Below are 16,054 nucleotides of genomic sequence, written 5' to 3'. Positions count from 1 at the left end.
CCTTTTCTTTCATTATTCATATTTTTTGCGAGATACCTTAATGTTTAAATCACTGACACAGTTTTTTAAATCAAAACCACATACATCTAAAATAGTAAAAGATAACGCTCTCCCAAAGCAGGATATAGACGATTGGATTAAGCCTCATTCTGCCCAAGAATTACTTAATACAGAATTGCGGCAGCGTTATCTTGGCTTGCTGTGGCAACAAGTCTCAATGACAAGGGAAATGTTTGAACATTTGTATCAAAAACCCATTGAGCGTTATGCAGAGATGGTTCAGCTATTGCCAGCCTCAGAATCACATCATCACGCCCATTTAGGTGGGATGCTAGACCACGGTTTAGAAGTCATTTCTTTTGCGGCTAAATTACGCCAAAACTATGTTTTACCATTAAATGCAGCTCCAGAAGAACAAGCAAAACAAAAAGATGCTTGGACCACAGCAGTGATTTATTTAGCCTTAGTCCACGATATTGGTAAATCTATTGTAGATATCGAAATACAGTTACAAGATGGAAAACGTTGGTTTGCTTGGAATGGTGTCCCAACGTTGCCGTATAAGTTTAAGTATATAAAGAAAAGGGATTATGAGCTTCATCCAGTATTAGGGGGATTTATCGCGAATCAACTGATTTCCAAAGAAACTTTCGATTGGCTAGCAAATTATCCCGACGTCTTTTCTGCATTAATGTATGCTATGGCGGGACATTATGATAAAGCGAGTGTATTAGCTGAAATTGTGCAAAAAGCAGATCAAAACAGTGTTGCTCTTGCTCTTGGCGGTGATATTACTAAACTTGTCCAAAAACCAGTAATTTCCTTTGCAAAACAACTTGTTTTAGCCTTACGTTATTTAGTTTCACAAAAATTTAAAATCAGTGCTAAAGGTCCAGGAGATGGTTGGCTTACCGAAGAAGGGTTATGGCTAATGAGTAAAACTGCGGCAGATCAAATTCGAGCTTATTTGATAGGACAGGGGATTAGTGCGCCGAATGATAATCGTAAACTGTTTGATGAAATGCAAGCTCATCAAGTTATTGAAAGTACGTCAGAAGGTATGGCGATTTGGTATTGTCAGTTAAAGGCAGATGCAGGTTGGAAACCAAAAGATAAGTTTAGCTTGTTACGTATTAAACCTGAGGTAATTTGGGATAATGTTGATGATCGCCCTGAATTATTTGCTGGAACAATCCGTGTTGTAGAAAAGGAAAATGAGGAAGAAGAAAATACATCGAATACAATAAATGCTGTTGCAGATACTGCACCTATAAATAAAAAAGGAAATACAGAGACTACCTCAAACTTACAAGAGAAAGATGCCGAACTTCAATCACATAATATTGATGCAACATTAGAAAATAATGATGAGAATAGTGTTGATTTTTTACTAAATATGTTCGCACCTAATAGCAATAATAAGCAAAAAGTTGAGAATATATCTTCTGAGAATTCTGAAACTGAGGCAACAATGACATTAAAATCTGAGTCAGAGGATTTAGATACTTGTATCACTGTTGAAACGGAGGCTGTTGTTGTATCTTCAACAGATAAAAATAAGCATTTAAAATCCGAAGGTCAGAAATTTGTGGATTGGCTAAAAGATAAACTGCTAAATAATAAACTCACTTTTAATGATCGTACGGCAAAAGTTCATATTGTTAATGATTGTTTATTTATTGTTAGCCCAAGTTCTTTTGAACTATATTTACAAGAAAAAGGGAAGCCTTATAATGAAGAATGTGTAAATAATTTACAATATGAATTTCAAGCATTAGGCTTACATAGAAAACGAATGATCAAGGATGATACGACTAATTTTTGGCGTTGTAAGGTGATTGGACCTAAAAAATCGTCATTCTTAACAGGTTATCTTGTCCCGAATACCAAATTATTTTTTGGTGATAAAATCTTAATAAATAATAGATACCTATTATTAGATGACTAGATACTTCTAGGTTTATCTAAAAAATATAATTTAATATGTATCTAAATCATTTAATATTTTGGTTGTCTTGACGTATTCTATAATAATATACTAATAAACCTATTAACTTTTCTTCAAGTGATGTTTGTAGCATATAATCTTGAGGCGTAAGACTGTACTGGTAAAGTTGTTGCTCAATCGGTGGATTTATATTTATAGTGCGCTCCATATCATAAAGTGCTGTTTTTAATTGAGAAATTGTTATTCCTTTTTTTTCTTGTTCTGCTGTAATTAGCTCTTTTTGTAATTGTGTTATTTTCTGTTTCAGTTGATTTTTTGCCAACTCTTTTTGAATGTATTCTACATATTTAACAATGTTTTCTTGTTGGTTTAATTGATACTGTAATTCAATATTCATTGAGTCAATTGTTAAGATACCTGGTGAACTATGTGGTATAGGTTGAAAGTTCTCACTTTTTTGTTGTAGATAAAAATAACTAACTAGAAAGGATAGTATAACACCTATGCAAAAACTACTTAGAAGGCTAATGTAGCGTCTATTATTTTTAGGTGGAGAAAAACTATGAGTTGCTTCTATCACTGGGGCATTGGGATGTTCATAGTTTATTATCTTTTGTGCTCTAGAGGGAGTTTTTTGAATTTCTTTTTTAACGTTTATGTTCTTCTTCTCTTCTATATGAAAATTATTATCCCGCTCTCTTTCTATTTTCAGTTTCTCTTGTAATAAGTTTAATGTATTAGTCAGATTACAAGATGTATTTGTATGTAGACTAATTTGATTTAGTATTTCTGTAAGGTGATTTTTTAGCCTGTAGAGCTCTTTTGAGGTTTTATCATCAATGTTTATACTTAAGATTAAAGGACTAATATGTTTATTTAACCAATTTAAGATATTTATCCTAGCCTGAATTCCATCAGGCCAGAATGTAGACCAGTGATTACTCATTAAAGTAGCCATAATGCTTAGATTTTGATTTATTTGTGTAATAGTGGGATCTAAATAAGATTTGGCAACGGTATAATAGCAAAGCGTTTGTAGATCCATACCATTTTGGTTAAATATACCATAGGATAAATTAGCAACTTTCCTCCAGTCAATACGTTTTTCTGGACGACTGAGAAAGTTGATTTGCTCCCTAATTTTTAAATAAGCATCTGTATTAGAAGGGTTTTTGCCTACTTGGATTTCCGTAATGTTTTTATCCATATTTTTCATATCTATTCTTTAAAATAAAGCATTTAAAAAGCATACTAATATAATGTTTCAGGTAATTTGAATAGTTTAAATAGTTCCTTAGAAAATGGATTGTCTGAGGCATCAATATGTACTCTATAAGTAGCATATCCTCCATCAACATCATAGCGAATATCAAATGATCCTTCTTTTTCATTACTTATTTTTCCAGTAGTAAGTAATTTCATTTGTGCCCAAGGTCCTTTGAAGATTAAACTACGTGGAGCATTACTTGATGTTGGAACGAGTGTCAGCTTACTTTCTACATTCGCATTCATTGAATTTGGCCAGACAATATTTGTTTGTTTTTTTAAGCCATGTGAATAATCAATAATTTGACCATCAAGATTTAATACACTACGTCTTTTATTTGCTGAAATATTGATTGGCTCAATGGTAAATTGAATACCAATTCCATTTCCTGTATTAAAGAACGTATCTCTAATTTCTTGAGCCAGCATTAATTGCTCAACGACATCATTCCTAATTAATGGTGAGTGATCCTCTGATAATTCAGTTAGGTCGCTTTCGATAAATGGTTTTAAATTATGTTGATAAAATTCATCCAAAATCCCATTAGGGGCAAAAAAACGGGTGAATTCACTTAGTGGAACCTCTTGTGCGCTATCAGAAAAAGGATAACGCCCATCTATATAGGTTTTATATAGTTTTACCACTTTATTGTTCCATTCAACTTCTAATGAAACAATAGCTGATTTTAATACTGCACGCCAAGAATATTCCGCAAGTTGTCCTAACCAACGAGAAACTGGTTGAGGCTGTGTTTTTGCTAATTGCTGCAGTTCTAGAATAGGATCAGATGAGCGCTGATCTATTCTTAATTTTACTGCTTGTAATGCAGCTTTTCCAGAATCTGGTGCATTATGGATGGATAGAAGATAGCGATGTAGATCAGATAGCTTCTGATAAATATCTTGCAATGCACTATTTTTGTTTTCTGCATCGTTTAAGACTGATTTTTCTTCAGCAAAACTATGATCTATCTGCGACATTAATCGATACTCTAGCGTATTTATTGCTTCTTGCAATTCCTTTCCTTCTTTATCTGGTAATATAGGCGGTAGCGTATTTTCGCTTAAAATAACCAAGGCTCGCTTAATTGTTTGTTCTCCGCCTGTTATTTTTTCAATTGCACTTATTGCTTCTTCCAGGTTAGCAAAATCCCTAATATCTAAATTATTTAGCGCAGATCGCCAAGTGGAAATATAATCATTCACATATTGTTCTGAAATACGCTCGCTAATACGTTGTCGATCTGCGTCGCTGTATTCCATATTTTCTTTAAGATTTAATACCCAACTATCCATTGCTATTAAATCAATTAAATGCTCATTTTGTTTAACAAAATAATTTTTTAGTCCATGTTCTGTAAAGAATCTAGGGATCTTCAATAATTGCTCATTATTTGCCATATACACTGTATCAAAACCTGAGCCTATTTCATCCCTATAATTCAAAGGAGCCGCAAGCACAGTGTTTGCTTTTATTTTTAAGTTTTGGTAAACCCGATCGTAAATTGAGAGACGAGCTAATTCGATTTGAGCATCCTTTATGGATAAATCATAGGGTTTATAAGCCTCAATGAGAATCTCATCTCCGTTTAATCGACCGTTAAACCAGTTAGTATGTTGCAATGCATAATCTAGATGTAACATTAGATTATCTTGTAATCCTTTTTGTCCTGGAAATTCATTACTCCAGTAATTACGCATAAACTCTTTGACAAAACGGTTATCTCTACCTGTTTTATCATCAAGCATACGCATTACCCTTAGAATTTCTAATTTTTCTTCACTTTCTGCTGGCGCATTATTGAGTTCGATTAGTAAACCACTCATAATGGCTGGAATAAACCTTAATTGAAGAAGCCTTAAATAAGTGCTTTCTACATAGGGGCCAATATCGTTACCTTGATATAGTCCCATATCCTTAAAAATATAAGATTTATCGTGATAATTGCCGTAAGATAATGTGGCTTCTCGGATTGGGTTAAGTAGTGGTAATTGTTTATCTCCAAAATGATCTTGCTCAGAGGAAATAGGGATCGCTTTAAACTCTTTTACTTGTTCAAGTACATTGATACCAGCCTGATAGTTTTTATAATAGAAGTAATGCCAGCTTCCTAATAAAGCTAATGCAAGAATACCACTTGAGAAACAAAATGTTTTTATGTAAGAGCGATATTGCTTTATCCAGCCTTGGCTTTCTTGTGCGAGATTTGGATAGCTAAAAATAACTTGCTCAAAGAGTTCATTACAAAAATAAGGTTGAGTATTTTTTACTCCCCATATTGGGTAGGTTTGTCTACCAAGGTGATATTGTTCCGATGCAGACTGTACAAAAATGTCATCTATTTTCCCTTTTTGAGTTGCAGATGTCAGATAAACCCCTTTTAGAAAATGAAATGAACGACTTTTATTCGTCATTAAACTTTCCAGAAAGGGAATGCATATATCCATTGCTGTTGCTAATTGTCTTACATAGCTAAAAAGTTGGCTACGTTTTTCAGAAGTCGTTTGATAGAGTAAGGAAGGGAGTAGAGCATTCATTTGAGAAATCCAGTGATTCCAAAAATGCTCTAACTCTATTTTCCAATTTTCACCGTGTTGACTAAAGCTAATACCTAATGCAGCATCTTTTTGTTCTTTATTTAATGTATGGTAAATACTATCAAAGCCGTGCAATATATCTAGTTTTGTCATAATCAGGTAGATGGGCAATGCTCCCTGAGTCATCTCAAAAATATCTTGCAAACGCTGAGATAATAGCTTTACATACATTTCTTTCTGAGCTTTGTCTGACACTAATAATCTATGTATATCGATAGTAAGAATGATGCCATTTAATGGTTGTCTTGCTCTTTGTTCGGCAATTTGGTGTAATAAATTACCCCACAATTTTTTATATAATTTGGGTTTTTCTTCAATATTATCGAGCTGTTCTATGAGATTGTGATTAGGGTTTATTACTACGGCTTGTTTATTAGTAAATATCGAGAAATTTACTCGCTGCTCACCCTCTTCATCATTATATAATTTAGTAAAATTTCCACCTTCTTGCAGTAATGTAGTTTTTCCGCTATCTTCAATTCCTAATATAAGATACCATGGCAGGAAATAGGCATAGTCTTGTTGGTTTATATGTCTTTTGAATTGATTAACCCAATGGTCAAAATATCGACGTTGTGCATCTATTTCAGGTTTTATAGATTGATACTTTTGTTGTTTATCTTCTTGTTGACGTGCTTCAAGTGTTCTTAATCTTTGGATTACTTTCCAAGTAATAAAACTTATTGCAATAATAATTAATATAGCTGTTGTTAGCCATCTTGAAGTTAAACTTGATAGTGGTTTATATTCACCTAAAGCAAAGTGTTCTCCTTTTAGCCAGATGAAGATTAATAATGCAAACCACCCTATAATACATAGCATAATTCCTGAACTTCTAATTTTCGTTAAAAGTGGTTTAAATGTTGTTAATGCTAATGGTAATTTCATTTTTATAAACCTTATATTTTTAATTTCTATCTAATTTTTGTTTAAGTGTACTATATAAACTATCTTCCCATTCTTTTACAGAAAGATTTTCTATGGATTTATAAATAGAAAAATAATGCTGTTTGGCTAGCTCATTGAAGCCTTTCTCTTCTAGTAGTTGAGCTAAGAAAATTTGATCATAAAACTTGTCTTTTAAATCTGTATGTTTCTTTCTATTCAAGGATCCAAGTGCAATTTCAATATCTTCATTAGATAAATCATCAGTAGATGTTCCATTAACCTGAAGTGCAGATGTATTATCATTTATATACAAATTATCCTCAGATAGCCATTGTAGCAAACGTTCAGAGCAGAAAGCTGTTCCATCGCTAAAATACAATTCTTTTAATTGAGGTAAACGTTCTAAAAATTTATTTACGGAATCTCTAATAGCATTTGCTACTTCATCATAGCCCAATGAAATAGCTATCATCGCAGATAAATAATGTCCTTCAAACCAGTAAGGCGAAACAGTGAGACTATGTTCGATATCTTTCCATAATGCAAGATCTGCATTTGCTATTGATGACTCATAATAGGCGATTCGATCTGCTGAAGGTGGAGATAAAGGCGTTTTATTTTCTTCAGCTAAAGGAATTGTAGTAATGTTATTCCAAATTGCATAGCGTCTGAGTAAATAACCTAAAGGTTGGGATATTTCACGATCTAATAAATATTCTACCACCTTAAACAAGGTATTTTTCCAGGCTCTCTCATTGCTTGCGTCCACTTCTATAGGGTCAATAATAGAATGATTTGATGGCGTAGAGGAACTAAACGTTTGTTTTTGTGATTTCGGTGGTTGTTTCTGTTCGGGATCTTTAGGAGTAATGGTAATTTCTCGATCTACAGCGTAACGAGAAAGTAAATCCATCAATGTCGTAGCCAGTTTGTTATCTTGCCAATATTGATGAAGTTTATTTAATAGTTGAAGTGCAACTTCTTGTTCTATTCGGGAGGCAGATTGCTTGAAGTTGTTAGCAGCATTTTCAAAACGTTTACAGATTTGTACTGTTAAACGATATTTCTTTAGTTCAGAAGATGGCGGTGCGTTTTCCCAATATAGCTCGACATAATCACTCAATAATTGCAGAGCAAGTAATACCTCTAAAACACCACCAGAATGCTGTAGCGTTCGTAATAAATGGGCTAAGATTCTTAAATCTTTACTTTCGTTAGAGAGTAGAGAAAGGGCCGTTTTTTGAACGTTATCAATATCCAATAGTTCATGTTCTAGAGAGCCTAGCTTAACCATTTCGCCATCTAAATATTCCCAGTCTAGATTTTGTTCTGAGATTTCTTGCTCAATCGGCGAACTAATAGGAGAAGCTATTAACTGACGCCAAGGATGTTGTTCTAAGTAATCCATAGTGTTGCTCAACGTTATAAAATTTATTTACCAGTGACAAGCTGTTCGTAGCGGCTTAATTTCATTAGCCAATTCTTTGATGTTGAAGATCAAATCAGAAAATTCTTTATGTTTAGCTTGTATTTTTAATGTATCTGCATTAAATAATTTTTGTATTTCTTTGATCCCATCTAAACCACGGCTAGACTCGAGTAAAAAATAGTTTTCACGAACAAACCATTGTGTTGAGAATGTCGAATTTTCTGTTGTCAATATCACTGAAATACTATTCTTTTTATTGATAGGAGCCGGTAGAGCTACTTGTAATCGAGTGATATTATCAATACAACTAAACATAAGAATTGGCCTATTTGAACGATACCCTAAAGCGGGTGTTGTTAATAGTATTGTTGGATTAGTATCTCCGTGTTCAGTTAAGATAAAATGGGTAGTATTCGTTTCGCGTTTTGCTTCCTGCTGATTTGCTCGAGTCCAAGCCTCTCCTTTGGGGGAGTTTGAGTTTTGCTCCCCAGTTTCTTGACCAATAGAGATAGAATCGTAGCATTCTATTCGTTCTAACACAGATTGAACCGCACGGCATTTTTTTATGTCTTTTAATAGGGAAAGATCTAAATTTTCTCCCTTTTCACTGGCGTGTATAGAAAGAGGGAGAAATAGAATTCCGATCACGTATAAAATTAGCTTAAATTGCATTCTTTGTCTCCAATTTTTGCAATAAACGTATGGTTATCAACGATAAAGTGGATATGATCTATGTTTTCCTTATTTGCTAATGCCTGTAAAAGTAATAATGAAATTGGAGGTAATAGTTGGCCATCTATAATTGATTCAAGAACTCTAGCTCCATTTTCAGATCTACTTGCACGAGATAAAATTTCCTCTTTCACTTCTTCTGAGATAGTCACTTTTGCACTAAAACGCTCAGTGAGTAGGTTAACGAGCCTATTGAGTTTTCCATTTACAATGGTCAATAGCGTTTCTTTATTCAATGGTAAATAAGGAACGATTTCCATTCTTGCCAAAAGAGCTGGTTTGAAGAAATTTGCTAGTTCAGGATAAAGCTTATCCGTTATCACTTCAGGCGTTTTGGCATTCTCTACAATAGTTTGGTAGCCTAAATTTGATGTTAGAAAGAATACAATATTTTTACAATCAATTAATCTACCTTCTCCATCCGCAAGCTCCCCCTTATCAAAAGCTTGATAAAAAAGGTTTAGTACGTCAGGGTGCGCTTTCTCGACTTCATCTAGTAAGACAACGGAATAAGGTTTGCGTCTAATTGCTTCGGTAAGTATTCCTCCCTCGCCATAACCAACATAGCCAGGAGGCGAGCCAATCAAGCGAGAAACAGTATGCTTTTCTTGAAATTCAGACATATTGATTGTCGTTAGATACTGTTTTCCTCCAAATAATAAATCTGCAATTTGTATTACTGTTTCTGTTTTACCGACACCACTTGGACCGACTAATAAGAATGAGCCTAGCGGGCGTCCTAATCTACGCAAATCAGCTCTTGCAGTAAGTAAATGTTTATATAGGTGGTGAATTGCAAGATCCTGACCTTTTATTTCTTGGGTTAAAAATTGAGGTAGATGGGTAATTGTATTCAATTCATCTTGTGATAATTTGTCTAATGGGACTCCGGTCCATTCTGCAATAACACTTTCAATCTGCTGTTTCGTCACTTGAGGTGCAACAAGAATTTGTGTTTCTTGTAATTTTGATAAACGAGAGGATAAATGTTTTAACTTATTGATATTTGATCTTTTATTCGCAACATCATTATTTAAAAGAGCCTCTCTTAATTTTATAATCTGGTTTACGCAATCTTTTTGCTTTTCCCATTGTTTAGATAAGGTATCCTTTTGCTTCTGTATATGATTGTATTGTTTATTTAATTGCGTTAAACGAACATTATTTTGGCTAAATCCTATTGAAATTTCACGCTCTAATAGCTCAATTTCTAATTTTATCTGTGATAATTGATTCTGAAATAAGGCTAGTTGTTTTGGCGGAGAAGTGAAATTAATAGCCACCCTAGCACAAGCTGTATCTAGTACATCAATGGCTTTGTCTGGTAATTGTCTGCCTGTTAGGTAACGTTCACTCAATTGAGCTGCGGCAATAAGCGCTTCCTCTTCAATCAATACATTATGGGCGGTTTCATAAATATTTTGCAACCCCCTTAAGATCACTATAGATTCTTCAACATTTGGCTCATCAACCTTGACTAATTGGAATCTACGAGAAAGTGCGGCATCTTTTTCAAAATATTTTTTGTATTCACTCCAGGTAGTTGCAGCAATAGTTTTTAATTCTCCTCGAGCAAGTGCGGGCTTCAATAAATTGGATACATCTAACCCACCTTGTTGATTACCTGCACCAATTAATGTATGAGCTTCATCTATAAAAAGAATTATTGGTTTTGGTGAATGACTAACTTCATACATAATACCTTTAAAACGTTTTTCGAACTCACCTTTTACAGATGCACCAGCTTGCATAGCTCCGAGATCTAATGTCATCAACTCGGTATCTTTCATATTTTCAGGGACATTTCCTTCCACAATACGTAAGGCAAGCCCCTCAACTAATGCGCTTTTACCAACGCCAGCTTCTCCAACGATGATCGGATTATTTTTTCTACGACGACAAAGTATATCAATCATTAAGTTAATTTCGTCATCTCGGCATAAGACAGGATCTAATTTATTTTCTCTTGCTAATGCGGTCACATTCTGTGCATATTTATTAAGAAGCTGATGTTCAGTTTCATAGTTATTTCTATTTTGCTCTCTTTCGAAAGTATCGCTTTCACTAGAGCCAAATGTAATTTGCTCAAATTGTTGCTTTAATAAATCACGATTGATATTAACTAAGATATTCGATACTTTGGGTAATAAGTAACGTTGTGGTGTTGCAAGTAAAGTTAATAAAATAGCGCCACTTCTAAGGACTTTTTGATTAAGTTCAGTGGTTGTTAGCAACCAGGCATCTTGTAATAAATCTACTAATAATGGTGAGAAACTAGGGTAGTTCCCCTCAACTAAAGATGGAGTTTGAGGTAATGTTTCTTGGAGCTGTTCTGACAGTGTATCTATGTCGATGTCAAAATGAGAAAGTATTTTTCTTATATCACAAAGTGGGGTTTTTATTGCTTGTAATAACAGATTAGGTACCAAAATTTCTGTTTGGTTTTCTGACATACATTGTGCAGCAGTACTTTCCATAATGGATTTAGTAACTGGAGAGAGTTTGGCAATAAGGCTGGATAATTCTACTTTCATACATTTTCCTAATTAAGTAAATTATTTAATTGCTCTAAAATTACATCACTTTGATGGTCTAGCATAAAGAAATAGACCGCATAAATACAAGTTAATACGATAATGAGATAGATAAGAATTCTTTTAATTGTGAGCTTTTTGGTTAATGAATAAGGTTGTTGTATTTGCTCATCATTATTTTGATATAAAACAAGATGTTCTGGTTTATTCTCTCTTAATGTGAGGAGCAAATCATATAAACGTTTAAAAATATCTTCAAACTCAGCATTATGATTGTTTATTTTGTAACGTCCTTTAAACCCCAAGGAGAAGCATAGATACATAAATTCAAGGAGATCTCTATAACGTTTAGGTTCAGACATTAGCTTATCGAGTAAGATATAAACTTTCTCACCACCCCAAGTCTCATTATGGAAATGAGTCAATAAGGATTTATTTAACCAGCTATTGCTGCTTCCCCATCCATGCGATAGCACAACCTCATCAATAAATGTGCATAAAATATATCGGAAAGAGACAATCATACCAGCTTCATAATGATTTTCTCTTAGTAACTGCTCCATAGACTGTATATCCGTCACCACTTGCGAATACAGTTTCTCTGGCATCATATCTGCATTTACTTCTTTTAGGCGTAAAATCATTCCGAGTAATGGCGTTGCAGCATCAATCATCTTATTAATGTTATTTCCGCGCAATGGAAGATGATAATATTCTTGTAATGATAAATCAGACTGATCGAACATAAATTAATTCCTTATCGCCCATAAATGCATATCTAAATCTGGAAATTCTCCTGATATATGGAAAGCAATAGTTCGATTACGTTTAATTTCTTGCCATTCATCTGAATTTGTATCTAGCTGAAAATAAACATAACCTGCATGGTAAGGTAGCTCTCTTGGGGCTGCGCCTAATGATATAAGAGAAACACCGGGTACTTGTACACTTACCAGTTGCTGTAGGCGACCTTGAGAGGTAACTTTGGTTTGATGCATAAATTGATGAGTTAAATTTTCAACAGGTATTCTTGCAGACACAGCTAAAATAAATGTTGCAGTGTTGAGTAATTGTTCATCATTAATTGCTGCAGAACGAATGCCATGTTCGTTAATAGCAAGTTGGATTGATACAGCTCTAGGTGTTAGAACTGTACTTAATGCCATTCTAATTTCTGAACATAGTTGCTGAAAACTTTTTGTCAAATTAAGGTGATCATAAGGAGGGAATGGGCTTACTGTTCTCGAAGCATCAGTAAAAACCATCAATTCTCCACAAAATGAAGCAAGTTCTCGATAAAAATATTCAGGATGTAAATTAGGATGAATATTTAAATGACGGTAAAATGGCAACTTACGGTTAAGTAATTGTAGCATTAAAAATTCAGAAACCTCAGCAACGCCTCGCTGTCCTGGAGAACCAATGCGGGATGCCAATGTTAATGTTCGTTGATCCAGTGTATTTTCCATTTCAACGACAAAATCTTTCAATACTGCAGAGGCAGATATCGTCATACAGGTTGGAATAAACTTTTCATCTAAAATAATTTGGCCATTTTCCAATCGCTCTTTTATTTTAGCAATAGGGATATAGGTATAAGCACTCTTATCTTCCATTTCAAACATTAAGCGTGGTGATAATTGAGCTAAAAATATGGTTGAAGTATCTCCATGAGGTGTATGCAAATCTCTTATTTCTTCATGAACTTCTTTATAACGTACGATATGATTATTTTTTTGATTTTCTGATTGAATTTCATTAATAGTATTCGTTAAAGTAGGTAATGCTAAATAAATGCATTGTCCAACGACATTATCACCTTGTTTAACTTCAAGAATATTTGGGCTGGCATCTTGAGATGGTATATCAAAATAAGTACCATCAGAAAAATAACCTTTTGCAGCGATGAGAGAAATTCTACCTAAGTTCAAAAGCTCCGAATCAATTTCTACGTATTGTAATCCATAATTATACCCTGTCAGAGAAAGGAGCTGGTTTGACAGTAGATAATCTAAATGCCGTTGTTGTTGCTGGAAGTGCTGAGGTCTAACAAAAGTCCCTTCTCCCCAAATAACGCGATTTCTTGTTGCCATATTTATTCTTTATACTCCTTAATATCAAATGTCCATTTTTTTAAATAAACTAAAATATTATAATGGTATCCCTTACCTTTGATTGGAATGACTTTACGCCATTGTGCTTTTTCTGGATCTGAGTAATAGGCAATAACCCCTAAATAACGTGTATCTTTATCTAATGTAATATCAGAAATAACCTTGTACTGATCTGGTTGAACTGCATAATCTTGATGAGAAATATAGTTTTTTCCTAGTATATCTTTTAAGCTATCTCCTTCAAATTGTTCATAGTAAGAGGCGAGTAATTTTGAGTCTTCAGAAAGATAAATAACTTGTAATTCTAAAGGGGAAGGCTCACCATCATCATTAGGATTAACATTATTATCAGTTAATAAAGTTAATGTCATTGTAGATGGCCGATCTTCAATTGGTCCTACTGGGGTGCTAGGGTCACTAATTATCTGCCCAATTTTTGTCGCAGTTTCTAAAGTGCTACTGCACCCAATTAAGACCATGCTAATTGGTAAATAAATAGCAATTTTCAGGAAAAAACTAAATTTGCTAATCATACTAAATCCTATTACTTACCCTGTTCCCGTAATGCTTTATCGTAGGCTTGTTCGTATACTTCCCAAAACAGTTTCTCAAAGCCTTGCTGACGTGTTGAAGTTAATTCTCGATAGTAATTTTCATACATTCGCCAAGCCCAGGATGGATCCATGTCTTGCCGTTCATTACTGCGGCGATAATTTTCAAAACGAGCCAATAACATTTCGGGTGAGAATGCCTGTAAGATTGCAGATAACGCACTAATGATAGCCATTTTGTTTGCTTCATTATGAATGAGTAAATTATTTAAACATTCAGATACAGCAGCAGGCGCAGCTAAATGAACAGGGCTTTTTTGATTCCCAAATAAAATGTCCATTGTGGCTGGATAATCTAAGTTTAAACGTAAGGGATTATCCTCAATAGGGCGTAGGTGTTTATCTGATAAACTACTTTGAGCTTGCTGTAAACGTAATAGACCATCAACTGTTGCTTTTAATGTGCTTCCTATCTCACTTAGAATATCATTGATGTCTTGGCTATTGTTTAACGGTATTTTCGTATCCATTTCTCGTAGCAAAGGAGAAATAGTTACATATGCATTTTCAATATATTCGGATTTTTGATGTTGTTCAGGTTGTGGTAAATCAATAAAGTTTGATGAAGACATGGTAGAGCGTCCTATATTTGAAGAGGTAGCCGAAGAGTGAGTAAATGGACTTTCATTATTTGATAATCCTGTGGAGGAAACTGCTGGATCATCATTAGATAAGGCTGATAAAGGGTCTAGACTTTTATCCCCTTTGAGGAAATTATTTGTTTTATTCTGAGGGGAGGAGAATTGTTTTTTATCTCCGATTAGGTGTTTTAAATGATCTTGCGTGCCGATAATTTCTACTGGTTCTAGAGCGAGAGATTTAAGATCAACATCTTTTTCATTTTCAATATAAACTTTAATCTCTATATTACCAATGGTGATGATGTCACTTTTATTTAATCTAATAAAACCAGAACGAGAATTTATCATACTTCCATTGATTGAAACCTCATTCTTACCGGTGACTTGGAAACAATAATGGTTATCTCGCCATTCAACTCTAGCCTGGTCGGGCTGAATGTTATTCTTGGTATCTTGAATAACCCACAGATTATTCTTACTGCTACCTAGCGTTCCTCCATTGTAATCAAAAATAAAATAAGCCTGACAGCCACTCTCTATATTTGCAGAGTTTGTTACTTTCAGGATTAGAGTCTTATTGTCTCCGCTTATCATTTTATTGCTCCATACCAATTTGTGTTAGTTTTTTTACTGATAATAATAAAAAAACTAAAAATAGATTTAACAACTAAAGAAGAGGCTGCCTATAGGAAAAGCAAAATACAGACACCCTGCTTAAACCTCGGACGTAAAACATTATATAACTAAATATGTTTTTGTGGAATCTTTCATCTTAATGAATAAATACAAAGTCGAGCATCGTTTAGCTTGCATTGCATATATAAACTATGCTGAAATAATGTTCAATCTATATAAGCATAAGGAACGCCATTATGCAACACTCAAATTTAATTTCTTCTCCAAAACGTTGGTCTATTACGCCGAAAGGCAAAAATCCTGCTCATATTGGTGCTTCTGTGCTACACCCTGATGGTTCGGTTGGCCAGGTTGTGGGAGGGCAATCTAGCATCACTTTTGGGGGTAAAGCGGCGGCTTGTATTGGTGATAAGGTAGAATGTCCAGGACATAGTGGTGTAATTATCGCCGGAGCAAAAACCGTCTCCATTGGCGGTAAGGCGTTAGCCCGAGAGGGAGATAAAACCAGTTGTGGCGGGGTGATTATCAATGCCTTTCCAACGATTACTGTGTATGACAGCACAAAAACCGTGCATGGCAAAAGTGCAGAGGGAAAACAGGAACTTAAATTATCTCTCTTTCAATCAGCCTTTTCTGAGCAAAAGAAATATGTAGGAATGCCGTATAAGCTTTACATTGATGGGAGTGAAGTTGGTGAGGGCGTTTCTAATGAAGAAG

At 34.3% G+C, this 16,054-nt stretch carries 11 protein-coding genes; 2 read left to right on the top strand and 9 right to left on the bottom strand.

The window, feature by feature from the left end; translation table 11 throughout:
- The first annotated feature begins 40 nt into the window (after positions 1-40).
- Positions 41-1,948, top strand: a complete 1,908-nt coding sequence (gene mobH / locus L5B83_RS00055) for a MobH family relaxase (protein WP_250349940.1) — start codon at positions 41-43, stop codon at positions 1,946-1,948.
- A 46-nt stretch (positions 1,949-1,994) separates the two neighbouring features.
- Here the strand turns inward: mobH and L5B83_RS00050 are convergent, their stop codons facing one another.
- From L5B83_RS00050 to tagH, 9 genes are read right to left on the bottom strand one after another with little or no spacing between them, the layout of a single operon-like run.
- Positions 1,995-3,164, bottom strand: a complete 1,170-nt coding sequence (locus L5B83_RS00050) for a type VI secretion system ImpA family N-terminal domain-containing protein (protein WP_250349941.1) — start codon at positions 3,162-3,164, stop codon at positions 1,995-1,997.
- Positions 3,165-3,199: 35 nt separating this feature from the next.
- On the bottom strand, positions 3,200-6,700 hold the full coding sequence (gene tssM / locus L5B83_RS00045; protein WP_265777166.1) for a type VI secretion system membrane subunit TssM: 3,501 nt from the start codon (positions 6,698-6,700) through the stop codon (positions 3,200-3,202).
- Positions 6,701-6,719: 19 nt separating this feature from the next.
- Positions 6,720-8,108 (bottom strand): type VI secretion system protein TssA, encoded by a 1,389-nt coding sequence (gene tssA, locus L5B83_RS00040; RefSeq protein WP_265777165.1) that lies wholly within the window; start codon positions 8,106-8,108, stop codon positions 6,720-6,722.
- 27 nt (positions 8,109-8,135) lie between these two features.
- Complete coding sequence (vasI, locus tag L5B83_RS00035; RefSeq protein WP_265777164.1) at positions 8,136-8,801, bottom strand: type VI secretion system-associated protein VasI; 666 nt, start codon at positions 8,799-8,801, stop codon at positions 8,136-8,138.
- Positions 8,786-11,395, bottom strand: coding sequence for a type VI secretion system ATPase TssH (gene tssH / locus L5B83_RS00030; protein WP_265777163.1), 2,610 nt, complete (start codon positions 11,393-11,395; stop codon positions 8,786-8,788). Before tssH ends, vasI begins: the two co-directional genes overlap by 16 nt.
- 8 nt (positions 11,396-11,403) lie before the next feature.
- Positions 11,404-12,141 carry a type IVB secretion system protein IcmH/DotU gene (gene icmH, locus L5B83_RS00025; protein ID WP_250349946.1) on the bottom strand — a complete coding sequence of 246 codons (738 nt, stop codon included), beginning with the start codon at positions 12,139-12,141 and terminating at the stop codon, positions 11,404-11,406.
- Positions 12,142-12,144: 3 nt separating this feature from the next.
- Positions 12,145-13,488 carry a type VI secretion system baseplate subunit TssK gene (tssK, locus tag L5B83_RS00020; RefSeq protein WP_265777162.1) on the bottom strand — a complete coding sequence of 448 codons (1,344 nt, stop codon included), beginning with the start codon at positions 13,486-13,488 and terminating at the stop codon, positions 12,145-12,147.
- 2 nt (positions 13,489-13,490) lie between these two features.
- Complete coding sequence (tssJ, locus tag L5B83_RS00015) at positions 13,491-14,042, bottom strand: type VI secretion system lipoprotein TssJ (protein WP_265777161.1); 552 nt, start codon at positions 14,040-14,042, stop codon at positions 13,491-13,493.
- Positions 14,043-14,053: 11 nt separating this feature from the next.
- Complete coding sequence (tagH, locus tag L5B83_RS00010) at positions 14,054-15,295, bottom strand: type VI secretion system-associated FHA domain protein TagH (RefSeq protein WP_265777160.1); 1,242 nt, start codon at positions 15,293-15,295, stop codon at positions 14,054-14,056.
- A gap of 278 nt (positions 15,296-15,573) precedes the next feature.
- Between tagH and L5B83_RS00005 the strand changes: the two genes are divergently transcribed.
- Positions 15,574-16,054, top strand: a 481-nt coding sequence (locus L5B83_RS00005; RefSeq protein WP_265777159.1) for a PAAR domain-containing protein, incomplete at its 3' end; no start/stop codon positions are given.

It is taken from the genome of Avibacterium sp. 21-599, from assembly GCF_026226765.1.
In the GTDB taxonomy this organism is placed as follows: Bacteria; Pseudomonadota; Gammaproteobacteria; order Enterobacterales; family Pasteurellaceae; genus Avibacterium.
This window is presented reverse-complemented; position numbering and strand designations above follow the sequence as displayed.